Origin of the sequence: Aeromonas sp. QDB34, from assembly GCF_027705405.1 — a bacterium.
GTDB classification, from domain to species: domain Bacteria; phylum Pseudomonadota; class Gammaproteobacteria; order Enterobacterales; family Aeromonadaceae; genus Aeromonas; species Aeromonas hydrophila.
Genome location: NZ_JAPDBT010000008.1, coordinates 133,082 through 156,409, shown reverse-complemented (window position 1 = coordinate 156,409; position 23,328 = coordinate 133,082). Strand labels below are relative to the sequence as shown.

Below are 23,328 nucleotides of genomic sequence, written 5' to 3'. Positions count from 1 at the left end.
GGCCTGCGTTTTTCATCGACAATCCCATTACTGGGTCATGGTGAGGCCATTGCTGTCGGCCCCCAGCACCAGCTTTTTGCCCGGCACGATACGGCCGGAGAGCAACGCCTGCGCCAGCGGGTTCTCTACCTTGTGCTGGATCGCCCGCTTGAGGGGACGCGCCCCGTAGACGGGATCGAACCCGGCGTGCACCAGCTTCTCGAGCAGCGCCTCGCTCACCTCCACCTCGTAACCCTGGGCCTCCAGTCGACCCATCAGGCTCTTGAGCTGGATGCGGGCGATGGACTTGATGTGCTCCTCGCCGAGCGGGTGGAACACCACGGTCTCGTCGATCCGGTTGATGAACTCCGGCCGGAAGCTGCGGGTCAGCACCTCCATCAGCATGCCCTTCATCTCGTCGTAATCCTTCTCGGAGTGGTGCTCCTGAATGAGATCCGACCCGAGGTTGGAGGTCATGATCACCACCGAGTTGCGAAAATCGACGGTACGACCCTGACCATCGGTCAGGCGGCCATCGTCCAGCACCTGCAGCAGGATGTTGAACACATCCGGGTGTGCCTTCTCCACTTCATCCAGCAGGATCACCGAGTAGGGGCGACGGCGTACCGCCTCGGTCAGATAACCGCCCTCCTCGTAACCCACGTATCCCGGAGGCGCCCCCACCAGACGGGCCACGCTGTGTTTCTCCATGAACTCCGACATGTCGATCCGCACCATGGCATCCTGGGTATCGAACAGGAACTCGGCCAGCGCCTTGCACAGCTCGGTCTTGCCCACCCCGGTGGGCCCCAGGAACAGGAAGGAGCCGATGGGGCGGTTCGGATCGGACAGCCCGGCGCGGGAGCGGCGAATGGCGTTGGAAACCGCCTCGACCGCCTCCTCCTGGCCGATCACCCGGCTGTGCAGCTGATCTTCCATCCGCAGCAGCTTGTCACGCTCCCCTTCCAGCATGCGGGCGACCGGAATGCCGGTCCAGCGGGCCAAGACGTCGGCTATCTCCACGTCGGTGACCCGGTTGCGCAGCAGGCTGGTCTCCTGCATCTCGGCCTGGGTGGCGAGATCCAGCTGTTTCTCCAGCTCCGGAATGCGGCCGTACTGCAGCTCGGACATGCGGCCCAGATCGCCTGCGCGGCGCGCCACGTCGAGATCCTGACGGGCCTGTTCGAGGGCCGCCTTGATGTGCTGGGTGCCGGCGAGGGCGGCCTTCTCGGCCTTCCACACCTCGTCCAGCTCGTTGTATTCGCGATCTTTTTCGCTGATTTCCTGATTGATCAGCTCGAGACGCTTGCGGCTGGCGTCATCGTCCTCCTTCATCAGCGCCTGCTGCTCCAGCTTGAGCTGGATGATGCGCCGCTCGAGCCGGTCGAGGGACTCGGGCTTGGAGTCGATCTGCAGCCGGATGCTGGCCGCCGCCTCGTCGATGAGGTCGATAGCCTTGTCCGGCAGCTGGCGATCCGCGATATAGCGGTGCGACAGCTGGGCCGCCGCCACGATGGCGGGATCAGTGATCTGCACGTGGTGGTGCAGTTCATAACGCTCCTTCAGGCCGCGCAGGATGGCGATAGTGTCCTCCACGCTCGGCTCCTCCACCAGCACCTTCTGGAAGCGGCGCTCCAGCGCGGCATCCTTCTCGATGTACTGGCGGTACTCATCCAGGGTGGTGGCACCGACACAGTGCAGGTCGCCACGGGCCAGCGCCGGTTTGAGCATGTTGCCCGCATCCATGGCGCCTTCACCCTTGCCAGCGCCGACCATGGTGTGCAGCTCATCGATGAAGAGGATGACGTTGCCCTCCTCCTTGGCCAGATCGTTCAGCACGGCCTTGAGCCGCTCCTCGAACTCGCCACGATACTTGGCACCGGCCACCAGCGCCCCCATGTCGAGCGACAGCACCCGCTTGTTCTTGAGCCCCTCCGGTACCTCGCCATTGATGATGCGCTGGGCCAGCCCTTCGACGATGGCGGTCTTGCCGACGCCGGGGGCACCGATCAGCACCGGGTTGTTCTTGGTACGGCGTTGCAGCACCTGGATGGTGCGGCGGATCTCGTCATCACGGCCGATCACCGGGTCGAGTTTGCCGATCTCGGCCCTCTCGGTCAGATCGATGGTGTATTTCTCCAGCGCCTGGCGATTCTCCTCGGCGTTGGCATCTTCCACCTTCTTGCCGCCACGCACCTTGTCAATGGCCGCTTCGAGCTTCTCCTTGGTCAGCCCCTGAGCGCGCAGCAGCTCGCCCAGCGTGCCCTTCTCATCGAGGGCAGCCAGCACGAACAGCTCGGATGAGATGAACTGATCCTTGCGCTGCTGAGCCAGCTTGTCGCAGACGTTGAGCAGCCGGCCGAGGCCGTTGGAGAGCTGCACGTCCCCTTCCACGCCGCTGACGCGCGGCAGGCGATCCAGCTCCTCGCCGAGGCGCGAGCGCAGGGCATTGATATCCATCCCGGTCAGGGTGAGCAGCGGACGGATGGAGCCGCCATCCTGATTGACCAGGGCGGTCATCAGGTGAACGGGTTCGATGAATTGGTGGTCACGACCCAGCGCAAGAGACTGGGCATCGGAAATAGCAATCTGGAATTTGCTGGTCAGGCGATCGAGGCGCATTGCACTCCCCCTTTCAAGACAGACGCCGCTTGCGCGGCAAACAACATAACTTTCTGAGATGAAAGATGAGGCCCGTACGGACTATTTCAAGGGGCGAGGCTGGTTATTTTTTCTGCAAAGCGGGAAGCAGGCAGGATCCCCGCCCGGCAAGATGCAGGGCGGGGAGCGTCGTCAGGGCACCAGCCAGATAATCGAGGCCATGCGACCGGTCTGGCCATTGCGACGATAAGAGTAGAACTGTTCGCTGTCGCTGAAGGTGCAGTATTCGCCGCCATAGACGGCGGTGACACCGGCGCGAGCGAGGCGCAGCCGGGCCAGCTGGTAGATATCCGCCAGCCATTTCCCTTCATTGGGCGAAGGGACGAACGCAGCCACCGCCTCGGCCTGCTCGGCCATAAAGGCCTCGCGCACCTCGCCACCCACTTCAAACGCAGTGGGGCCGATGGCCGGACCCAGCCAGGCCAGGATCTCACCCGGCTCGCAGCCCATGGCGGCGATGCTCGCCTCCAGCACGCCACCCTGCAGCCCGCGCCAGCCGGCGTGGGCGGCGGCCACCACGGTACCGGCCCGATCGCAGAACAGCACCGGCAGGCAGTCGGCGGTCATCACGATGCAGGCCTGATCCGCCTCACGAGCACAGGCGGCATCCGCATCTGGCGCACAGTCATAGTCGCGGCTGACGGAATGCACCGCGGTGCCGTGCACCTGATTGAGCCAGTTGAGCGTGCCGGGGATCCCCGCCGCCTGCTGCAGCCGGGTCCGGTTGGCCTCGACCCGTGCCGGCTCGTCCCCCACGTGGGCCCCCAGGTTGAGGCAGGCAAAGACCCCCTCGCTGATACCGCCGTCACGGGTGGTCGACAGGGCGCGGACCTTGGCCGGTGCCGGCCAGTCGGGTTCGATCCATTTCATCTGTGGCTCCTTTCCTTCATATAAAACGGGGCCCCTTGGCTGCAACCAGTCAAGGGGCCCCATATCAGGTCATGCAGGGCGGGTTACGGCAGGAATCGTCGCAGAGCCGCCCTCTTCATCAGTTCCAGACCAGATCGTCTGGATTGGCCAGGGCGATCTTGGTGCGCAGCACTTCCATCAGCTCATCAATTCCAGACTAAATCGTCCGGATTGGCCAGGGTATCCGCCCTCAGCACTTCCATCAGGTCCAGCATGTCCTGCGGCGTGGGGGAGTGCCATTCCATCACTTCACCCGTAATAGGGTGCGCCAGCTTCAGCATGGTGGCATGCAGTGCCTGACGATGGAAGCCACGCAGGGCCTCGGTCAGCTCGGGGGTGGCGTTGCGCAGCAGACGCAGACGGCCACCGTAAGCGGGATCCCCCACCAGCGGGTGCTTGATGTGGGCCATGTGGACGCGGATCTGGTGGGTACGACCGGTTTCCAGTCGCAGCCGCAGACGGGTGTGGCCACGGAATTTCTCGTGCACCCGGTAGTGGGTGACGGACTCGCGCCCATTGGGCACCACGGCCATGTGGGTACGCTGGGTCGGGTGACGGCCGATGGGGGCATCGACGGTGCCGCCGGCGGTCATGTGACCGATGGCGATGGCTTCGTACTCACGGGTGATCTGGCGCGCCTGCAGCGCCTCCACCAGGTGGGTCTGGGCCGGAATGGTCTTGGCGACCACCATCAGACCGGTGGTGTCTTTATCCAGACGGTGCACGATACCGGCGCGGGGCACCTCAGCGATGGCGGGGTAGCGGTGCAGCAGGGCGTTGAGAATGGTGCCATCCGGCGTGCCGGCGCCCGGGTGAACCACCAGACCAGCCGGCTTGTCGATCACCAGAATGTGTTCATCTTCATAGACGATGTTGAGCTCGATGTTCTGGGCATCCCAACGGGTATCATCCGCCAGCTCGACATCCACATGTACCTTCTGCCCGGCCAGCACTTTCTCGCGCGGGGTATTGGCAACCTGACCATCCAGGGTCACTCTGTCCTGTAAAATCCACTCCTTGATGCGGGTGCGGGAGTAGTCTGGAAACAATTCGGCCAGGGCCTGGTCGAGTCGCTGCCCGAATTGGTGATCCTGGAATTCGCCTGTCAGTTCAATATGCTGGCTCATGTATGGTCTCTTGAGCGGGGGGTATCAATTCGAAATAATCCGGGTATTCTAGCTTTTCTTTTAGCCAAGCATAACGGATACTTTGCCAATTTCGTGGAAATGGACCGGATGTTGTTGATGGGAAAGAAGTCTCACCTGCTGATGTCGCTCGCCTTGGTCGCTACCTTGATCACAGGCTGTTCCAGCACCAAACCCAAGGTACCGGACGAACCGCCGGAGACCCTGTACCAGAAAGCACGCCTCAAGCTGGATGCCGGTAACTACCTGAATGCTATCGAGTTACTGGAAGCTTTGGACTCGCGCTATCCTTTCGGCGCCTACTCCAACCAGGTTCAGCTCGACCTCATTTACGCCTACTACAAGCAGGACGATACTGCCCAGGCGATCGCCAATATCGACCGTTTTATCCGCCTCAATCCGGCGCATAAAAATATCGACTACGTATTCTACATGCGCGGTCTGACCAACATGGCTGGCGATTACAACTTCTTCCAGGACTTCCTGGGCATCAATCGGGACGACAAAGACCCCTCCTATGCCCGTCAGGCCTTCCAGGACTTCAAGACCCTGTTGCAGAACTATCCCAACAGCGTCTATGCCGCCGATGCCCGTGCCCGCATGATCGGTCTGAAGAACCGGCTTGCCCGTTACGACCTGAGCGTGGCCGAGTACTACGTGAAGCGCGATGCGCTGATCGCCGCCGCCAACCGCGCCAAGCTGATCGTCGAGACCTATCCCGACACGGCCGAAACCGAGAAGGCGCTGGAGATCATGATCAACTCCTACGACAGCCTGAAGATGCCGACCCTGGCCCAGCATGCCCGCGAAGTGCTGGCCAAGAACTACCCGGACAATCGTCTCGGCCGCGGCTGACTCGCAGCAACGCAATGAAAAACCGGAGCCACTGGCTCCGGTTTTTTTATGGGCGCTTTTCATGGATGACATGACCATCAGCCCCTTCCCCCCCGTGCCGGCGGCATGGGGAGAGACGGCGCACATCAGCCACGCCGTCATGCCGTGCGTTACTTGGCGACGTTGCCCGCCACGTTGAGGGCATCCCAGGTGCGGGAGAAAGGCGGCGCGTAGGCAAAGTCCAGCATGCCTAGCTGCTCGGTGGTCACCCCCATGGTGATGGCGACCGCCAGCGCGTCGATGCGGTGTACCGCCCCCTTGCGACCGAGGATCTGCCCCCCCAGCAGCCGCTTGCTGCCTGCCTCATAGACCAGCTTGACATGAATGTCGGACTGGCCAGGGCAGTAGTTGGTGTGGCACTTGTCCTTGATCACCACGGTGCGATAGTCGATGCCCATCGCCTTGGCTTCCTGCTCGGATAGACCGGTGCGGCCTGCCTCCAGCCCCAACACCTTGAGCGCGGCAGACCCCAGAGTGCCCGGGAACTCCTGCTCGGCCCCCGCCAGGTTCTCGCCCACCATGCGGCCCAGCTTGTTGGCGATGGTGGCGAGCGGCACATAGACCTGCTGCTGCTTGACGCTGTGCCAGACGCTGGCACAGTCGCCGGCCGACCAGACGTTGGTCAGCGAGCTGCGCCCCTGCCGGTCCACCTTGATGGCGCCGTTGCCGAGCCGCTCGATGCCGGTGTCGGCCAGGAACTCGGTATTGGGTTTGACCCCGGTGCAGACCACCACGATATCGGCCTCGTACTCGCCATGGCTGGTACGCACGCCGGTCACCCGGCCCTCTCCAAGCAGCGCTTCAACTCGCTCGCCAAGATGAAGGGAGACTCCCTGCTCACGCAGCTCGGTCTCGATATGCTGGGTGATCTCCTCGTCAAACGCCTCTGGAATGACCCGCTCCGCCAGCTCGATCAGGCGCACTTCTTTACCCTGATGCACCAGTGCCTCCACCACCTCCAGCCCGATAAAGCCGGAACCGATCACCAGGGCGCGGCGATTGTTCTTGTCCTGCACGGCGGCCTTCAGCGCCAGCCCGTCAGCCATCCGACGCAGACCGAATACCCCCTCCTGCTTCAGGCCGGGGATGGGGGGCATCACTTCGCGGGCGCCGGTGGCTATCATCAGCCGATCGTAACGATCGGTGAAGATGTCGCCCTTGTGCTCGACGGTCAGCGTCTGCGCGGCAGCATCCAGGCCCAGCACCCGGTGGCCGGTCTTGACCTCGATCCCCTTGGCGGCGAACTGCTCCGGGGTGAACTCGGCCATGTAGCCGGGCTCCTGAAACTCGTCGCCAACGAAATAGGGCAGACCACAGGCACCGAAGGAGATCACCTCGGACGCCTCATACACCACGATGTCGGCCTCTTTGGCCAGCCGGCGCGCCTTGGCCGCCGCACTCATGCCGGCGGCTTCGCCACCGATGATCACGATTCTCATACTCGCTCCTTTCCATGCAACGGGGAGGGCATGCCCTCCCCGCTCTCTTCATTGGTTGCTCGCCGGGGCAGGGGTCGCCCCCCCCGGACAGGCGGATCAGATGGTGGACTCTTCGCCGTCCAGACACACCTCATGCTCGCTGTTGAACACCGCCATGTCGGTCTCCCCCAGCAGACGGCTGGTGACGGTACCGGCGGTGATGGAGCCGGAGACGTTCAGCGCAGTACGACCCATGTCGATCAGCGGCTCGATGGAGATCAGCAGACCGGCCAGCGCCACCGGGAAGTCCAGCGCGGAGAGCACGATCAAGGCGGCGAAGGTGGCACCGCCGCCAATGCCGGCTACCCCGAAGGAGCTGACGGTGATGATGGCGATCAGGGTCATGATGAAGCCCGGATCCATGGGGTTGACCCCCACGGTAGGCGCAATCATGACCGCCAGCATGGCCGGATAGATGCCGGCGCAGCCGTTCTGGCCGATGGTCGAACCGAACGAGGCGGCGAAGTTGGCGATCCCCTCAGGAATGCCGAGCGCCTTGGTCTGGGTCTGCACGTTCATCGGGATCGAACCCGCACTGGTCCGGGAGGTGAAGGCAAAGGCCAGCACCGGCATGATCTTCTTGAGGAAGCGGGCCGGGTTGATGCCCACCAGCGCCACCAGCAGCAGGTGCACCGCAAACATGATGGCGATGGCGCCGTAGGAGGCCAGTACGAAGTTGAGCAGATTGAGGATGTCGGCGTAGTTGGAGCCGGACACCACCTTGGTCATCAGCGCCAGTACACCGTAGGGGGTGAGGCGCAGCACCAGGGTCACCATCCGCATCACGATGACGTGGGCGACCTGCATGAAGTGACCGAAGCTCGCGAAGATCTCCGGTTTCTTGCGGGCGATGCCGGTGGCGGAGAGGCCAATGAAGATGGAGAAGATCACCACGGCGATGGTGGAGGTCTTGCGCGCGCCCGTCATGTCGAGGAAGGGGTTGGCCGGGATGAACTCCAGCACCATCTTGGCAAAGGACATGCTCTCGACACTGCCGAGGGTGGTCTGCAGGGCCGCGCCACGGGCGGTCTCGGCAGCGCCAGCGGTGAGCCCCTCGGCAGTCAGGCCGAACAGGTTGGACATCAGGATGCCCGCCCCGGCGGCAATCATGGTGGTGAAGATCAGCACGCCTATGGTCATGGCGCTGATCTTGCCGAGTGCGGTGCCGCCGTTGAGCTTGAGGATGGCCCCGATGATGGAGACCATGATGAGCGGCGTGATGATCATCTGCAGCAGCTTCACGTAGCCGCTGCCGACGATGTCCAGGTAGTCGCCGGTCTGTACCAGCACGTCGGAACCGGCGCCGTAGAGCAGCTGCAGGGCGGCGCCAAACAGGATGCCCAGCCCCAGCCCCGAGAAGACCCGGCGGGTGAAGCTGACGTGGGTTTGCTGCAACCGATAGAGAAACAGCAGCAACATGACCAGGATGGCCAGATTACCTATAACGCTAAGAGTCATGACGATATTCCCCAAATGATCGGGCCGGGCCCGAGGTGTACGGGCGAGTGCCCAGTGCGCACTCTCCCCTGAAACGTGCCGCATCGTGGCGGCCCGCCCCCCGGTGTGGCCGGGGTGGCGTCAACAGGCAGAAAAACGGAGGGTGGCCTGCGCCACCCTCTTGCATCACTCGGCCTTGCCTTGTTGCTTGGCCCGCATGATGTTGATGATCTCGATATCGGTATCCAGCATCCCCTGTTTGGAGAGGCGACCCAGGTTGGCGATGGTCTGATCCACGTCGTCGGAGACGATGCCTTCGCTCTGGGGCACGTGCAGGTTGTTGATGGCCATCAGCGACGATTTGACCGCCGCCGAGGTGGAAGTAGAGACCTTCATGGAACAGGCGCTGCCCGCGCCGTCGCAGATGATACCGGAAACGTCGCCGATCATGTTGTTGATGCAGTGACTAATTTGCTCGAACTGGCCGCCCAGCAGCCAGGTGATGGCGGCCCCCGCCCCCATGGCGGCGGTGCTGGCGGCACAGAGGGCCGACAGCTTGTTCTGGTAAGTCTTGATGTAGATGGCCACCAGATGGCTCATCACCAGCGCCCGGGTCAGCTGCTCGTCGCTCGCCTGGAGGAAGCGGGCAGCCGCCACCACCGGCATGGTGGCGGCAATGCCCTGGTTGCCGGAGCCCGAATTGGACATGGCGGGCAGCATGGCGCCATCCATCCGCGCATCGGAGGCGGCAGACGACAAGCGCATGGCCAGGGTCATCAGGTCATCGGAGAGCAGCTTGCGCTCCACCTGCTCGGTGAGGATCTTGCCGATGCGCAGGCCATACCCCTGCAACCCTTCATCTGCCAGCGCCTGGTTCATGGTGGCCGCCTCGCGGATGAAGTCGATCTCGGCCAGGGGCACCTGCAGGGCGAACTCGACAATCTCGCGCAGGGTCATGGCTGGCTTGCTGGAAGGGGCGGCCTGGATCTGCACGCCGGGGGCGCTGTCCTGCGCCATCAGCACCTCGCCGTCACGCTCCATCAGGATGATGCGGGTATGATCGGTACAGATCACCACCCGGGCGCTGTGTCCCTCCACCTGTGCCAGCACCTCGGCGTAGAGCACGTCCGGCACGTCCTTCACGTCCACCTTGATGGCGGGCAGCAGCGCCTTGGCGGCGTCGACCTGCTCCGGCGTGAGAGTCTTGAGCACCTCCAGCCCGGCATCCGGGTTGCCGCCGGTGATGCCGACGGCGGCCGCCACCGGCAGACCTATCATGCCGGTACCCGGCACGCCGACCCCCATGCCGTTCTTGAACAGATTGCCGCTGACCCAGACGCTGACGCGGGTCGGCACCTGCCCCAGCAGCTTGCGGCAGTTGGCCGCCGCCAGCGCCACCGACATGGGTTCGGTGCAGCCAAGGGCCGGCACCACTTCACGCTTGAGCAGGGTAATAAAGTCGGTCCATTGTGCTTTCATTGCGATGTGTCTCATGTTCACGGTGCCCGATGCGGGCTTGTCATTGTGCTGTCCGCTCCACAATGGCGGAGCGACATCTAACCAGTATGGCGGGAGATGCCGGGTCGGCTGCAGCCGGTCGAGGGCCGAACCGATGATCGGGGCCGCCTGAGTCGTTGGGCAATCCGATCAACTTTTGGTAACTCTAAAGCAATGGGACTCAAATAAATTTGAACCGCTTCGCTTTTTGCGCAGGCATTATGCCCAACTGTCGGTGAAGTGCCACAAAATGTGAACAAGCGCACGGCAGGTCGCTGCCGACCTGGTTCAGCCGGCAGCGGAAGGCGTCAGAGCCCGTAACGGGTCAGCAGGGATTGATATTCGGGGGTCTGTTTGAAGGCCTTGAGGGCGAGGGAGAACTGATAGGCCAGCCGTTCGTTGCCGGGCCTGTGGGTAAAGGCGAGGAAATTGCGGTTGCTCTCGCTCACCAGTTTTTCGCTGTGGCCGACCTGATCCTGCAACCCCTGCCCCTTGAGCAGGTAACGGCCCACCATCTGGTTCATCACGACCCCATCGAGCCGCCCCGCCATCATCAGGTGCAACTGCTTGATCATGTTGCTCTCCCCGGTCATGGCCACCCGGGTAAACAGGGCCGAGGTGAGGAACTCCTCGCCGTAGGCGTAGTCGGCCTGGGTACCGATACGCAACCCCTTGAGGCTGGCCAGCCCCTGGAAGTCGACGGGCCGGGCGAACGGGAAGAAGAGCACCTCCCCACTCTGGGAGAGGGGTTCATCCGGATAGTGCAACCACTCCAGCCGGCGCTCTTCGAAGAAGGCATCGACGATGGCATCGCCACGCTGGAACCTGGCCTCCTGCAGCACCCGCTTCCAGGGCAGTACCTTGACCGTGGTCCGGTAACCCATCCGCTTGAGCACGGTGCGGGCCAGCTCCAGATCGGCACCGCCCAGGCTGCCGTCATCGAGCCGCATCACATAGGGCGGCCACAGCTCGGTCAGCAGGGTCAGAGTCGGTGGCTCGCTCGCCTGTGCCGCCCACCCCCACCAGAGGCAAAGCAGGATCCATCCTTTACGCCACACCATGCAGTGATCTCCTCTGTGTATTGGCTGAGGATATACCAAAAAGTGAGTAATAAAAAAGGAGGCCGGAGCCTCCTTTTTTGCTTTCCTCTCCGGCGCTTACAGCGCTTTCAGGATAGCCTCGACGCTGGCCTTGGCATCGCCGAACAGCATCTGGGTGTTCTCCTTGAAGAACAACGGGTTCTGCACGCCGGCATAGCCAGTGTTCATGGAGCGCTTGAAGCCGATGACGTTCTGCGCCTTCCACACTTCCAGCACCGGCATGCCGGCGATGGGGCTGCCCGGATCTTCCATGGCGGCCGGGTTGACGGTGTCGTTGGCACCGATCACCAGCACGGTGTCGGTATCGCTGAAGTCTTCGTTGATCTCGTCCATTTCCAGCACGATGTCATACGGGACTTTCGCTTCCGCCAGCAGCACGTTCATGTGGCCTGGCAGACGACCGGCCACCGGGTGGATACCGAAGCGCACCTTGACGCCGCGATCACGCAGCTTCTGGGTGATTTCAGCCACCGGGTACTGGGCCTGTGCCACCGCCATGCCGTAGCCCGGGGTGATGATGACGGAGCTGGAGTTCTTCAGCAGGTCAGCCACGTCTTCAGCGCTGGTTTCGCGGTATTCGCCCATCTCCTGGTCGGCCGTGGAGGCCACGCCGTCGGAGCCGAAGCCACCGGCGATCACCGAGATGAAGGAGCGGTTCATCGCCTTGCACATGATGTAAGAGAGGATCGCACCGGAGGAACCCACCAGCGCACCCACCACGATCAGCAGGTCATTGGAGAGCATGAAGCCCGCCGCCGCTGCCGCCCAACCGGAGTAGGAGTTCAGCATGGAGACCACCACCGGCATGTCGGCGCCACCGATGGAAGCCACCAGGTGCCAGCCGAAGGCGAAGGCGATCAGGGTCATCACCAGCAGGGCGAAGGTGGAGCCACCGGCGTTGACGAAGTAGACCATCAGCGCCAGCGAGGCGACCACGGCCAGCAGGTTCAGCTTGTGGCGGTGCGGCAGCATCAGCGGCTTGGAGGAGATGAGACCACGCAGCTTGCCGAACGCCACCACGGAACCGGTGAAGGTCACCGCACCGATGAAGACGCCGAGGAAGATCTCGACCAGGTGGATGTTCAGCATGGCGCCGGAGAGGTGCTCGACCTGGGCGACGCTGGCCGCCTGCTCGAACGCCGCGCGCGCGGCTGCCAGGGTGGCATCCAGGTTGGAACCGACGGACACGACCACTTCAGCAGGCGCTGAGGGGTGCAGATCGATGAAGCTGTTGAAGCCCACCAGCACGGCCGCCATACCCACGAAGCTGTGCAGCACGGCCACCAGCTCGGGCATCTCGGTCATCTCGACCTTGAGCGCCAGACGCACGCCGATGGCACCGCCGATCACCATGGCCAGAATGATCCAGTGCACGCCACTGGTTTCCGGGTTGAACACGGTCGCGAGCAGGGCGATGGCCATCCCCGCGATACCGAACAGGTTGCCATGCTTGGCCGTCTCTTGCTTCGACAGTCCCGCGAGACTGAGGATGAAGAGCACGGCGGCAACGATATAGGATGCTGTTACCAGTCCTTGAGACACGTTAAACCCCCTTAATCCTTACGGAACATCTTCAGCATGCGCTGAGTGACGGTGAAGCCACCGAAGATGTTGATACTGGCAATCAGCACGGCGACGAAGGCCAATGCGGTGACCAGGGTCGACCCTTGCCCAATCTGCAGCAGGGCACCGACCACGATAATGCCGGAGATGGCATTGGTGACCGACATCAGCGGCGTGTGCAGGGCGTGAGAGACGTTCCACACCACGTAGTAACCGACCACGCAGGCCAGGATGAATACGGTGAAGTGGGAGAGGAACGCCGCAGGCGCCACGGCAGCAACCCAACCGAAGGCGGCGATGCCAAGGGCACCGAACACGAACTTCTTGTTGGAGGGCTTGGCCGCTTCCTTCTTGGCGGCCGGTTTGGCGGCAGCCGGTTTTTGCGGGGCGGCAGAGACCGAGATGGCGGGCGGCGGGAAGGTCACTTCACCGGCCTGGATCACCGTCATGTTGCGCTGCACCACGTCTTCGAAGTTGATGGCGACGTTGCCGTCCTTCTCCTTGCACATCAGCTTCATCAGGTTGACCAGGTTGGTACCGTAGAGCTGGGAGGATTGGGCAGGCAGGCGGCCCGGCAGATCGGTGTAACCGATCACCTTAACGCCGTTGCCGGTGACATGCAGTTCACCCGGCACAGTGTATTCACAGTTGCCGCCAGCCTGAGCGGCCATGTCCACGATCACCGAACCCGGCTTCATGCTGTCCACCATCTCTTTGGTGATCAGCTTGGGTGCCGGCTTGCCCGGGATCAGGGCGGTAGTGATGATGATGTCCACTTCCTTGGCTTGCTGGGCAAACAGCGCCATCTCGGCCGCGATGAACTCTTCGCTCATCACCTTGGCGTAACCGTCGGAGGAGGAGCCATCCTCGCCACCGAAGTCCAGCTTGAGGAACTCGCCACCCATGGACTCGATCTGCTCGGCCACTTCCAGACGGGTATCGAACGCACGCACGATGGCACCGAGGGAACCGGCAGTACCGATGGCGGCCAGACCGGCGACGCCGGCACCGATCACCAGTACCTTGGCGGGTGGCACCTTGCCGGCTGCGGTGATTTGGCCGGTGAAGAAGCGACCAAACTGGTGCGCAGCTTCCACCACGGCGCGATAGCCACCGATGTTGGCCATGGAGGAGAGGGCATCGAGGGACTGGGCACGGGAGATCCGCGGCACCATGTCCATCGCCATCACATTGATGTTGCGCGCGGACAGCTTCTTGACCAGCTCAGGGTTCTGGGCAGGCCAGATGAAGCTCACCAGGGTGGCACCATCTTTAATTTGTGCGATCTCGGCATCGGTCGGCGCATTGACCTTGAAGATGAGGTCGGCTTGCCAGACGCTCGGCACCACGTTGGCACCGGCAGCCTCGAAGGCGGCATCATCGAAGCTGGCCAGCAGGCCGGCACCGGCCTCGATGGCGACCTCGAAGCCGAGCTTTTTCAGCTGCTCAACGGTGGCCGGGGTCGCTGCGACCCGGGTCTCACCGGCGAGACTCTCTCTCGGTATTCCAATCTGCATGACTATTCCCTGATGGTTAATAAACAATCGCTGCCCAGTGTCGCATTTCTGGCGAAACAAGACATGACCAAAGTGCAGGTCACGGGCCCTTTGTTATGAAAATCAGTAGGCTTTACCTCAACCTCCTGTCATGGCCAGGCCCCCGCTTTTCAGGCGCGAAGGTGATTAGTATCAAATTTTGGAGTTTTATTACAACCGCAGTCCCGGCGGGGCGCGTACAGAATTCAGCCCGTCCCGGACCATGATTTAAAAAAACAAACCAAATTAGCGACTTATACCAGTAAAAAGCGCTGGAAAAAGTGATCCAACCAGTCAAAAAAAATGTTTTACCGGCCCTCTATCTTAGCGCTTTTTGTTCTTACGAAATCCGCACGGATCACAGATATCGGGCCGAAAACGAAAAAAGTAACTGTTTTGTAACAGACAAGGGGCCAGCTACCCGCCAAATGAGCGGATCCGGCCCCTGCTATTTAATCGTTTCGATGGTGACGGACCAGTGCGCCCCGCTTACCAGGCCGCCTCATAAATATGCTGGCTCTGCACCAGGTCGATATCGCCGTGCTCGCCGATGGCGGTCATGCCGTGTTCCGCCAGCTTGCCGAGCAAGGTATCAATTCCTGCGTCCGCCACACCGTAATCCCGCAGCCGGGTCTTGATCCCCATCCGCTCGAAGAAGTCGCGGGTGGCGGCGATGGCGCCATCGACGCGCTCCGCGTCACTGCCGCTGCGCAGATCCCACACTCGCTCGGCGTATTGCAGCAGCTTGGCGTGTTTCTGCTGACGCTTGGCCTGCAGCAGGGCCGGCAGCACCACCGCCAGGGTCTGGGCGTGGTCGAGGCCGTGCAGGGCGGTGATCTCGTGGCCCAGCATGTGGGTCGCCCAGTCCTGCGGTACGCCGGCCCCGATCAGGCCGTTCAGCGCCAGGGTGGCGCTCCACATGATGTTGGCGCGCACTTCGTAGTTTTCCGGTTCCACCAGTGCCTTGGGGCCCTCTTCCAGCAGGGTCAGCAGCAGACCTTCGGCGAAACGATCCTGCACCTTGGCGTTGACCGGATAGGTGAGGTACTGCTCCAGGATGTGGATGAAGGCATCCACCACCCCATTGGCCACCTGACGGGCCGGCAGGGTGTAGGTCAGCACCGGATCGAGCACGGCGAAGCGCGGCATCACGAACGGTGAGAAGAAGTGCACCTTGTCGCCGCTGCTGCGACGGGTCACCACGGCGCCCATGTTCATCTCGGAGCCGGTGGCCGGCAGGGTCAGCACGGCGCCGAGCGGGATGGCGGAGCGCACTTCGTTGCCCACGGTCTCGGGGATGTGCCAGGGATCCCGGGCTGGATCATAGTGGGCGGCCGCGGCGATGAACTTGGTGCCGTCGAGCACGGAGCCGCCGCCGACGGCCAGCAGGAAGTCGACCCGCTCGGCGCGGGCCAGCTCGACCGCTCCCATCAGGGTTTCATAGGTGGGGTTGGGCTCGATGCCACCGAATTCAAACAGAGTCATGCCGGCCAGCTCGCTGCGGATCTGGGCCAGCAGGCCGCTGCGCACCACGCTGCCGCCACCGTAGGTGATGAGGATGCGGGCATCGCGCGGCAGCTGTTCACGCAGCTGGGCGACCTGGCCCTTGCCGAACAGGATCTTGGTCGGGGTATGCAGGGTAAAGTTGTTCATCGACATTGCCTTTGTGAGTATCTGGCGGCCAGGCCGCAAAAATGTGATTGCATTTTTCTCCAGACAACCAATACCATCAAGGCAACATCCTGCTTTATTTTTGCCTATTCCTACAAAGCAGCCAAAACAGAACCCAAGAGTATCCCATGCAGACCCGCTACACCGATCTCGCCGCCAAGCTGGCCCGCCACGTCACCGCCCCCGGCATCACCCCCTCGCCGGTGGATCAGGTGAGCCTCATCTACACCACCGAATACCACGGCCGCACCCCGGTGCTCTATCAGCCGCGAATGATCGTGATCCTGCAGGGGCACAAGGTGGGCTATCTGGCGGACCAGGTGTTTCGCTACGACCCCAACCACTACCTACTGATGACCCTGCCGCTGCCCTGCGAGTGCGAGTGCTTCGCCTCCCCCGAGCAACCCCTCATCGGCTTCTCCCTCGAGATCAACCTGGTGACCCTGCAGGAGTTGCTGCTGGAGCTGGGGGATGCCCTGCCCGCCCCCGCCCCGCAAAAGAGCGGCGTGCACTCGGTGCCCCTGTCTGAGGCCATGTTCTGCGCCGCCGAGCGGCTGATCGATCTGATGGACAAGCCCCATCACGCCCGGGTACTGGGGCCGCAGACGGTGCGGGAGATGCTGTTCTACGCCCTGCACGAAGGGGGCGGCCCGGCATTGCAAGCACTCGCCAATCGCCACAACCATGTGGGCCAGATTGCCCGGGTGCTGCGTATGATAGAGTCGCGTTACGCCGACAACCTGACCATGGAAGAGCTGGCGCGGGAGGTAAACATGAGCGTCTCCGCCTTCCACCACCACTTCAAGGCGGTCACCGCCACCTCGCCGCTGCAGTACATCAAGTCGTTTCGCCTCCACAAGGCGCGGATGATGATGCTGCACGACGGCATCAAGGCGGGCACCGCGGCGACCAGGGTCGGCTACGAGAGCAACTCCCAGTTCAGCCGGGAGTACAAGCGCTTCTTCGGCAGCACGCCGACGGATCAGGCCTCCCGCTTTAGGGAAGGCCAGCTGCGCATCATAGAGGGATAACCAGAGAGGAATTGTTCATGCGTGCACTGCTTTGCCTGCTCACTGCCTGCCTGCTGACGGCCTGTACCGGCCTCGCTGACGGCATCCGCCCCGTTACCGGCTTCCAGCTCGATCGTTATCTTGGCACCTGGTACGAAATCGCCCGCCTCGACCACGGTTTCGAGCGCGGACTGGAGCAGGTGAGCGCCACCTACAGCCTGCGCGACGATGGCGGGGTCAAGGTGCTCAACCGCGGCAAGCAGAGCGACGGCAACTGGCGCGAAGCCGAGGGCAAGGCCTACTTCGTCGACAAACCGGATGAGGCACGGCTCAAGGTGAGCTTCTTCGGCCCCTTCTACGGTGGCTACAACGTCATCGAACTGGATCCCGATTACCAGCTCTCGCTGGTGACCAGCTACAACCACGACTATCTCTGGATCCTCGCCCGCTCACCCAATCCGCCCAAGGCCAACGTGGATGCCCTGGTCGCCAAGGCGAAGTCGCTAGGTTTTGCCACCGATCAGCTGATCTGGGTCAAGCAGACCCATTGAGCCTGTCGTGAAACAAGAAAGGGCAGCCCGCGGGCTGCCCTTTTTCATGGACGTTCGCCTGATGATCAGAGCCGGAAGCGGCCGATCTCCTGCTCCAGCCGCTCGGTCAGCCCCTTCAGCTCGGCCGCCTGCGCCGCCTCCTGATTGGCCTGCTCGGCCAGCTCCTGGGAGACGTGGCGGATATTCTCGGTGTTGCGGCTGATCTCGCTGGTGACCGAGGTCTGCTCTTCGGCCGCCGCCGCAATCTGGGTCGCCATGTCGCTGATGGCACCGATCGCCTCGTTGATCTGCCCCAGGCTCAGGTTGGCGGACTCCGCGTCCTCCACGCTGGTGCCCGCCAGCTGGCGGCTGGTCTCCATGCCGCTCACCGCCCGGCGGGTGGTCTGCTGCAGGGTCTCGATCATCTGCTGGATCTCGTCGGTGGAGTCGTGGGTACGGCGCGACAGCACCCGCACCTCGTCCGCCACCACCGCAAAGCCGCGGCCCTGCTCGCCGGCCCGGGCTGCCTCGATGGCGGCGTTGAGCGCCAGCAGGTTGGTCTGCTCGGCGATACCGCTGATGGTGGCCAGAATGCCGCTGATCTTCTGGGCGTGGGCATCCAGCTCCACGATGATCTGGCTGGCGTCGGCCACTTCGTCCGCCAGCCCCGTGATGCTGCGCTGGCTCTGGCCGACCTGCGACTGACCGGCGACCGCCAGCTTGACTGCATCGCCCGAGGTGGTGGCGGCAAACTCGGCGTTGCCGGCGATCTCCTGGGTGGCGGAGGCCATCTCGGTTACCGCGGTCGCCACCATCACGATCTCGTCCTGCTGCTGGCGCACCCGCTGGCTGCGGGACTGAGCCCCGGCTGCCTGGGCGCGGGACTGGGCCGCCAGCTCGACGGTGACGTCCCGCAGCCGGCTGACGATGCCGTGCAGCCGCGCCACGAACTGGTTGAAGCTCTCCGCCAGCTGACCCACCTCATCCTTGCTGCGAGTGTTGATGTGCACCGTGAGGTCCCCCTCGCCGTGAGCGATGTCGTGCAGCGCACCAGCCACCCGGCCCAGATCGGCAAACAGATACTTGAACATGGCGGTGAGCAGGGCGCTGAACACAAGCATCAGCACCAGGGTCAGCCCCACCAGCTGCCACAGCAAGGTGGCAAGCGGCGCCTCCAGCACGTCGCGATACATCACCATGGCCAGCAACCAGTCGGTGCCCGCCACCGGCTGCACCGCCAGCAGTACGTCGCGCCCGTCGAGGGTGGCGGCGTGCAGCTCGTTGTTCTCGCGGCCCCACTGCTGGAAGGTGGCCGCCGACAGGTCGGGGGAGAGCTCCGCTATCTGCTTGAGCGCCAGCTCCTTGTTGGGGTGGCCGACGATGAGGCCGCTGCTGTCGAGCAGCATGGCGTACCCCTCACCCTGTACCTGCATCGCCAGCACCTCGTCGATCAGCTTGTCGAGCGCCAGGTTGGCCCCCACGGCGCCGACCAGCTCGCCCTGATGCAACACCGGCTCGGAGAGGGTGACCACCAGCTTCTGCATGGTGACGCTGACATAGGGAGCGGTGACGATGAGCTGCCCCGCCTTCACCGCGTCCTGATACCAGGGGCGCTCGCGCGGGTCATAGTTGCCGGTGTTGAGGGAGGGGTCCTGGCGGGTCATCACCCCCTGGGTCGAGCCAAAGTAGGTGAGCCCGAACCCGCCCGAGGTGTAGGCCTGCTTCAGGTGCGGCACCAGCTCGGCCTGCGGGTTGTCGGCGATCAGGTTCACCAGCGCGTGCACCGAGTTCTTGCGATCCGCCATCCAGTCGCCGATGGCAATCGAGTAGGCGTGACCATAGTTGACCGCCTCGCTCTGGATGGCGCTCATGGTGCGGGATTTGAGGGTGTGAAAGGCAACGATGCCGAGCAGTGAGGCCATCAGCAGCACCACCCCCAGACTGGTGGCCAGCAGCTTGCCGCGCAACGAAAGTGTCATGACTACGGATCCTTGTTGTTGTGACGGGCCAGGGAGAGACCCTTATTTAATCAAGGCTATCGGCCACATGCTGAACAGACTTTAGTGAATCCCAGTATTTTTACATCTATCAACAACAGAACCCGCTATCTGCATGAACAAGATCGCTATTCCATGCTACTGACAACCCGCATGAAGGGGCCAAAAAGCAGCTCCCCATGACAACAACAAGGCCGCCAGCAGGCGGCCTCCCATACTCTGCCCGGCAGGGCTACTTGACCCGGGCGATGGCGGTATTGAGCCGCATATTGGTCGCATCCAGCCCTGGGGTCTGGCCATGGAAGTCGAACTCCAGCCTGACGCCGGGGCGGAACAACAGGCAGTGGGTGGAGCCGCCGAAGTGGAACATGCCGAGCGGATCCCCCTTCTGCACCCGATCCCCCGCCTGCACCGTGATCTCGCAGCTCGACACCTCGGCCATCCCCACCGGCACCACGCACATCAGGCCGATTTTGGGGTTGTCGGCCTCGATGAAGATGAGTGCCCGGGTCGCCACCGAGGTGAGGAACGGCTGGGAATTGTTGGGGGCGCTGGGATCCGCCCCCTGCGGGTCGGCAAAGCCTTCGAACTGGTTTTCCAGATAGTAGGTGCCGTTGACGATGCGCACCTTGCGGATGGTGCCGCTCACCGGGCTGTGCCAGCGGTGGTAGCTGAGCGCACTGAGGAAGGCCTGGTAGACGGTGCCACCCTCGAAACGGGGCGCCAGATCGTCAAAATCGAGCATGTTGTCCAGCGAATAGGGCTGCCCCTTGAGCCAGAACTGATCGCTGCGGCTCACCTCCTTGCGCACCTGCAGCGGCGCCGACTCGCAGGCGTTGACGATGACACTGTCATCCGTCGGCGCAGATACCGGCCGCACCCCGGCCCGAAAACGGCGGGTGAAGAAGTCGTCCCAGCAGCTGAACCCGTGGTACTCGGCCGCCGGCTCGCACTCGAAGATCTGCTCGAAGCTGCCCGGCGTGGGGTTGGGCCCCTCCCCGACCGCCTCGTTCGCCACCTTGACCATCTCGGCCTTGGCCACCTTGCCGAGCCAGGGCACCACCAGGGTCTCCTGATCCAGCCGGCTGACCGGTTCATTCAACACATAGCGGGACGCCGGGCTTTGCAGGAACTGGGCCCAGTAGTCGAGGATCTTCTTGAACTGCTGGTTGATCAGGGCGTTGGCAAAGAAGTGATAGCCGGACTGGGTGGCCATGGGCCAGTCGAGCAGGGCATTGATGGGAAAGCCGATGAGACCGGATGGCTCGTGGCTGGGGATGTCCTGATACGCCTCGGGCGCCGTGGTCATGATGCCGTTGAGCAGCCCCAGGAACTCCTCGAACGAGCGTACCTCCGGCTGACCGAGCGGGGTCAGGTGCTTGTGGCGCCAGGCTTCCTTGAACATGGCTTCGGCCTGGGTATGCAGCGCAGGGTCGGCATGGACCAGATCCCGCAGCTCGGCGATGGGTGGCACCAGCGCCCGCGGCTGCTGGGTCACGTAGTGCTTGATCCGCCGGATCCAGCGCTCGATATGGGCGCCATCACGGGGGATCCAGCCACCGGGACGGGACTTGTTCAATCGGGTTTCCACTGCCTTGTTCATGGTTCGCTCTCCTCAGCTGATGTTCACGCCCACAATCCACGGCTTGAGCATTGAGTGCCGGCCTGCCAACGGCATGCCAGGGCACCGACCCTGTTATGTAGCACAGGGAGCGCGGCGGGACGATTGCCAGAAACGACAGGGCAAACCGGCGCAACAGCGACTAGCGGTCGGGATGAACGGGTACAACGGGAGGAAGCGCCCTGCTACAGCAGGCGGGACAAGGGACGGCGGGAAAAACGGGAGGCCCGGAAAAGCGAAAAGCCAGCTCAATGAGCTGGCTTCTCTGAAAAATGGCAGGGGCGGCAGGACTCGAACCCGCAACCATCGGTTTTGGAGACCGCTGTTCTACCAATTGGAACTACGCCCCTGCAACAAACGAGGCGAATTATACAAAGCCGGGATCAAAGGTAAAGGCTTTTTTCTCACTTTCGGTGCGATTGCACAAAGGACGAGCAGATCTGGTCACTTTTTGCAGCCAAAGGGGGTAACTCGCTGTATTTACAGCCTTGTTTGGGTAGGAAAGCAGCGGCAATGGGGGTAGGGTGAAGAGGTGGCCAGGCAATGAGGAGGCTGCTCATGCTCAATTATCGGTTACTTCAACAACTTGCACCGCTCAACTTCCGGGATGAGAGCAAAACCGAGGCCCTGCCGGACTATCTGGCACGGGTCGCCCCGCTGGTGCCCTTCATTCCCGACAATGTGCTCTCCCAGTGGATTTACCGCCATTGGCGCGGTTTTGAATCCAACTGGAGCTTTATCGATCTCGCCCACCACCAGTTCGAGTGTGAAAGCTGGCCCACCGCCAGGATCATCGAGCAGACCGGCTCCCGCCATATGGAGGTGGTCGAACGCTGGGGCGAGATGCTGAGACACAACCGTTACGTCCGTCGATCCTGGCTCGGGGAGTACATGCTGAGCCAGGGTACCTGGTCCGAACCCATCATAGTGCTGGCATCGGCAGCAGGCAGCAGCTACCCGGACGGTCACCCGCTGCCACAACCCTATTGTCTGCTGGAGGGGCACCACAGACTCGCCTATCTGCGCAGCATGGCCGAAGATGCGCAGCCCTTGCAGGCCGAACACCAGGTGTGGGTTTGCCGGCCAGTTCACGACAGTTAAACGTTTTTCCGCGCAAATCTTGCCTTTGAAATAAATTTTTGACAATTCAAAATGCGACTCTATAATCTGTCCGGTTTGAAAAAAGGTCAGGACAGGACGATGCAGTTTTTGCTGAAAAAAACAGCCTTGCAGACGGGTGGAGCGCACCAGAGCGGCCCCGTTGTTTCCGGTTCCCGACCCACAGATCCCCAATTGTTTTTAAAAAAAGCCCCTGTTTCAGGGGCTTTTTTTTGTGCCCGAAAAACCTTCATTGATGTCAAAGGGAATGCAGACGATGACCAATCCACTCTATAAGAAACATGTCATCTCCATTTCGGACCTGACCCGGCCCGACATGGAACTGGTGGTCGCAACCGCACAGCGGTTGAAGGCCGAGCCCGACACCCGCTTGCTGAAAGACAAGCTGGTTGCCAGCTGCTTCTTCGAAGCCTCCACCCGTACCCGCCTGTCGTTCGAGACCGCGGTCCAGCGCCTGGGCGGCAACATCATCGGCTTCGCCGACGGTGGCAACACCAGCGCCAAGAAGGGCGAGACCCTGGCCGACTCCATCAAGATCATCGGCTCCTACACCGATGCGGTAGTGATGCGTCACCCGAAAGAGGGCGCCGCCCGCCTCGCTTCCGAATTCTCCCGGGTACCGGTCATCAACGGCGGTGACGGTTCCAACCAGCATCCGACCCAGACCCTGCTCGACCTCTTCTCCATCCACGAGACGCAGGGCAAGCTGGACGGCCTCAACGTCGCCTTCGTCGGTGACCTCAAGTACGGCCGCACCGTGCACTCGCTGGCCCAGGCCCTCAGCCTGTTCAACTGCCGCTTCTTCTTCATCTCGCCGGAAGCGCTGGCGATGCCGGACTACATCTGCGAGGAGCTGGAAGAGAAAGGCATCCAGTTCAGCGTGCACGAGACCATGGAAGAGGTGATGCCGGAGCTCGATATCCTCTACATGACCCGGGTCCAGAAAGAGCGCTTCGACGAGACCGAATACAAGCACATGGCCGCCAAGTTCGTGCTGGAAGTGGCCACCCTGGAAGGCGCCAAGCCCACCATGAAGATCCTGCACCCCCTGCCCCGCGTCGACGAGATCGACGTCGCGGTCGACAAGACTCCCCACGCCTACTACTTCCAGCAGGCGGAGAACGGGGTTTACGCACGCCAGGCGCTGCTGGCTCTGGTACTGAACGAAACCGTCTAAGGGAA

The 23,328-nt window shown here is 62.6% G+C and carries 18 protein-coding genes and 1 tRNA gene; 6 read left to right on the top strand and 13 right to left on the bottom strand.

Annotated elements, in window-relative coordinates:
• Nucleotides 1-27 precede the first annotated feature (27 nt).
• From clpB to rluD, 3 genes are all read right to left on the bottom strand, one after another.
• Nucleotides 28-2,601 carry an ATP-dependent chaperone ClpB gene (clpB, locus tag OKC29_RS13075; protein WP_073352100.1) on the bottom strand — a complete coding sequence of 858 codons (2,574 nt, stop codon included), beginning with the start codon at nt 2,599-2,601 and terminating at the stop codon, nt 28-30.
• Nucleotides 2,602-2,772: 171 nt separating this feature from the next.
• Nucleotides 2,773-3,510 carry a peptidoglycan editing factor PgeF gene (gene pgeF / locus OKC29_RS13070; RefSeq protein WP_073352101.1) on the bottom strand — a complete coding sequence of 246 codons (738 nt, stop codon included), beginning with the start codon at nt 3,508-3,510 and terminating at the stop codon, nt 2,773-2,775.
• Between the two features lie 185 nt (nt 3,511-3,695).
• A complete protein-coding gene (gene rluD / locus OKC29_RS13065; protein WP_011707736.1) occupies nt 3,696-4,676 on the bottom strand; it encodes a 23S rRNA pseudouridine(1911/1915/1917) synthase RluD in 981 nt (326 codons plus the stop codon).
• Between the two features lie 117 nt (nt 4,677-4,793).
• Here rluD and OKC29_RS13060 point away from each other — a divergent pair, with 117 nt between their 5' ends.
• Nucleotides 4,794-5,549, top strand: a complete 756-nt coding sequence (locus OKC29_RS13060) for an outer membrane protein assembly factor BamD (protein WP_017409782.1) — start codon at nt 4,794-4,796, stop codon at nt 5,547-5,549.
• Nucleotides 5,550-5,698: 149 nt separating this feature from the next.
• On the opposite strand, the gene OKC29_RS13055 is transcribed toward OKC29_RS13060, so the two are convergent.
• The 7 genes from OKC29_RS13055 to yqhD form a co-directional block, all read right to left on the bottom strand.
• A complete protein-coding gene (locus tag OKC29_RS13055) occupies nt 5,699-7,027 on the bottom strand; it encodes a CoA-disulfide reductase (protein ID WP_073352102.1) in 1,329 nt (442 codons plus the stop codon).
• Between the two features lie 96 nt (nt 7,028-7,123).
• Nucleotides 7,124-8,524, bottom strand: a complete 1,401-nt coding sequence (locus OKC29_RS13050) for an L-cystine transporter (RefSeq protein ID WP_029302294.1) — start codon at nt 8,522-8,524, stop codon at nt 7,124-7,126.
• Nucleotides 8,525-8,689: 165 nt separating this feature from the next.
• Nucleotides 8,690-9,997: an L-cysteine desulfidase family protein gene (locus OKC29_RS13045; protein ID WP_043160154.1), complete on the bottom strand. Its 1,308-nt coding sequence runs from the start codon at nt 9,995-9,997 to the stop codon at nt 8,690-8,692.
• A 311-nt stretch (nt 9,998-10,308) separates the two neighbouring features.
• The gene (locus tag OKC29_RS13040) at nt 10,309-11,061 is read right to left on the bottom strand and encodes a substrate-binding periplasmic protein (protein ID WP_024945181.1); all 753 of its coding nucleotides are present in this window, start codon (nt 11,059-11,061) and stop codon (nt 10,309-10,311) included.
• Nucleotides 11,062-11,157: 96 nt separating this feature from the next.
• A complete protein-coding gene (gene pntB / locus OKC29_RS13035) occupies nt 11,158-12,642 on the bottom strand; it encodes a Re/Si-specific NAD(P)(+) transhydrogenase subunit beta (protein WP_011707742.1) in 1,485 nt (494 codons plus the stop codon).
• A gap of 11 nt (nt 12,643-12,653) precedes the next feature.
• Nucleotides 12,654-14,180 (bottom strand): Re/Si-specific NAD(P)(+) transhydrogenase subunit alpha, encoded by a 1,527-nt coding sequence (gene pntA / locus OKC29_RS13030; RefSeq protein ID WP_045788830.1) that lies wholly within the window; start codon nt 14,178-14,180, stop codon nt 12,654-12,656.
• Nucleotides 14,181-14,687: 507 nt separating this feature from the next.
• Entirely contained in the window at nt 14,688-15,851 is a 1,164-nt protein-coding gene (gene yqhD / locus OKC29_RS13025; RefSeq protein ID WP_162275789.1) for an alcohol dehydrogenase, read from the bottom strand.
• Between the two features lie 146 nt (nt 15,852-15,997).
• Here yqhD and OKC29_RS13020 point away from each other — a divergent pair, with 146 nt between their 5' ends.
• The gene (locus tag OKC29_RS13020; RefSeq protein WP_010635812.1) at nt 15,998-16,900 is read left to right on the top strand and encodes an AraC family transcriptional regulator; all 903 of its coding nucleotides are present in this window, start codon (nt 15,998-16,000) and stop codon (nt 16,898-16,900) included.
• Nucleotides 16,901-16,917: 17 nt separating this feature from the next.
• A complete protein-coding gene (locus tag OKC29_RS13015) occupies nt 16,918-17,430 on the top strand; it encodes a lipocalin family protein (protein ID WP_073352109.1) in 513 nt (170 codons plus the stop codon).
• 65 nt (nt 17,431-17,495) lie between these two features.
• Here the strand turns inward: OKC29_RS13015 and OKC29_RS13010 are convergent, their stop codons facing one another.
• From OKC29_RS13010 to OKC29_RS13000, 3 genes are all read right to left on the bottom strand, one after another.
• On the bottom strand, nt 17,496-19,388 hold the full coding sequence (locus OKC29_RS13010) for a methyl-accepting chemotaxis protein (protein ID WP_073352111.1): 1,893 nt from the start codon (nt 19,386-19,388) through the stop codon (nt 17,496-17,498).
• Nucleotides 19,389-19,638: 250 nt separating this feature from the next.
• The gene (locus tag OKC29_RS13005) at nt 19,639-21,009 is read right to left on the bottom strand and encodes a phosphatidylserine decarboxylase family protein (protein ID WP_073352113.1); all 1,371 of its coding nucleotides are present in this window, start codon (nt 21,007-21,009) and stop codon (nt 19,639-19,641) included.
• 291 nt (nt 21,010-21,300) lie between these two features.
• Nucleotides 21,301-21,377, bottom strand: a tRNA-Trp gene (locus tag OKC29_RS13000).
• A 208-nt stretch (nt 21,378-21,585) separates the two neighbouring features.
• On the opposite strand from OKC29_RS13000, the gene OKC29_RS12995 reads away from it, so the two are divergent.
• From OKC29_RS12995 to pyrB, 3 genes are all read left to right on the top strand, one after another.
• The gene (locus tag OKC29_RS12995) at nt 21,586-22,128 is read left to right on the top strand and encodes a hypothetical protein (protein WP_073352114.1); all 543 of its coding nucleotides are present in this window, start codon (nt 21,586-21,588) and stop codon (nt 22,126-22,128) included.
• A gap of 99 nt (nt 22,129-22,227) precedes the next feature.
• Complete coding sequence (locus OKC29_RS12990; protein ID WP_123785055.1) at nt 22,228-22,422, top strand: hypothetical protein; 195 nt, start codon at nt 22,228-22,230, stop codon at nt 22,420-22,422.
• Nucleotides 22,403-23,323, top strand: a complete 921-nt coding sequence (gene pyrB / locus OKC29_RS12985; RefSeq protein ID WP_016352301.1) for an aspartate carbamoyltransferase — start codon at nt 22,403-22,405, stop codon at nt 23,321-23,323. Before OKC29_RS12990 ends, pyrB begins: the two co-directional genes overlap by 20 nt.
• The last annotated feature ends 5 nt before the right edge of the window (nt 23,324-23,328 follow it).

Coding starts and splice junctions, on each gene's coding strand:
- clpB (WP_073352100.1), bottom strand. CDS start 2,601: ATGCGCCTCGATCGCCTGACCAGCAAATTCCAGATTGCTATTTCCGAT.
- pgeF (WP_073352101.1), bottom strand. CDS start 3,510: ATGAAATGGATCGAACCCGACTGGCCGGCACCGGCCAAGGTCCGCGCC.
- rluD (WP_011707736.1), bottom strand. CDS start 4,676: ATGAGCCAGCATATTGAACTGACAGGCGAATTCCAGGATCACCAATTC.
- OKC29_RS13060 (WP_017409782.1), top strand. CDS start 4,794: ATGGGAAAGAAGTCTCACCTGCTGATGTCGCTCGCCTTGGTCGCTACC.
- OKC29_RS13055 (WP_073352102.1), bottom strand. CDS start 7,027: ATGAGAATCGTGATCATCGGTGGCGAAGCCGCCGGCATGAGTGCGGCG.
- OKC29_RS13050 (WP_029302294.1), bottom strand. CDS start 8,524: ATGACTCTTAGCGTTATAGGTAATCTGGCCATCCTGGTCATGTTGCTG.
- OKC29_RS13045 (WP_043160154.1), bottom strand. CDS start 9,997: ATGAGACACATCGCAATGAAAGCACAATGGACCGACTTTATTACCCTG.
- OKC29_RS13040 (WP_024945181.1), bottom strand. CDS start 11,061: ATGGTGTGGCGTAAAGGATGGATCCTGCTTTGCCTCTGGTGGGGGTGG.
- pntA (WP_045788830.1), bottom strand. CDS start 14,180: ATGCAGATTGGAATACCGAGAGAGAGTCTCGCCGGTGAGACCCGGGTC.
- yqhD (WP_162275789.1), bottom strand. CDS start 15,851: ATGAACAACTTTACCCTGCATACCCCGACCAAGATCCTGTTCGGCAAG.
- OKC29_RS13020 (WP_010635812.1), top strand. CDS start 15,998: ATGCAGACCCGCTACACCGATCTCGCCGCCAAGCTGGCCCGCCACGTC.
- OKC29_RS13015 (WP_073352109.1), top strand. CDS start 16,918: ATGCGTGCACTGCTTTGCCTGCTCACTGCCTGCCTGCTGACGGCCTGT.
- OKC29_RS13010 (WP_073352111.1), bottom strand. CDS start 19,388: ATGACACTTTCGTTGCGCGGCAAGCTGCTGGCCACCAGTCTGGGGGTG.
- OKC29_RS13005 (WP_073352113.1), bottom strand. CDS start 21,009: ATGAACAAGGCAGTGGAAACCCGATTGAACAAGTCCCGTCCCGGTGGC.
- OKC29_RS12995 (WP_073352114.1), top strand. CDS start 21,586: ATGCTCAATTATCGGTTACTTCAACAACTTGCACCGCTCAACTTCCGG.
- OKC29_RS12990 (WP_123785055.1), top strand. CDS start 22,228: ATGCAGTTTTTGCTGAAAAAAACAGCCTTGCAGACGGGTGGAGCGCAC.
- pyrB (WP_016352301.1), top strand. CDS start 22,403: ATGACCAATCCACTCTATAAGAAACATGTCATCTCCATTTCGGACCTG.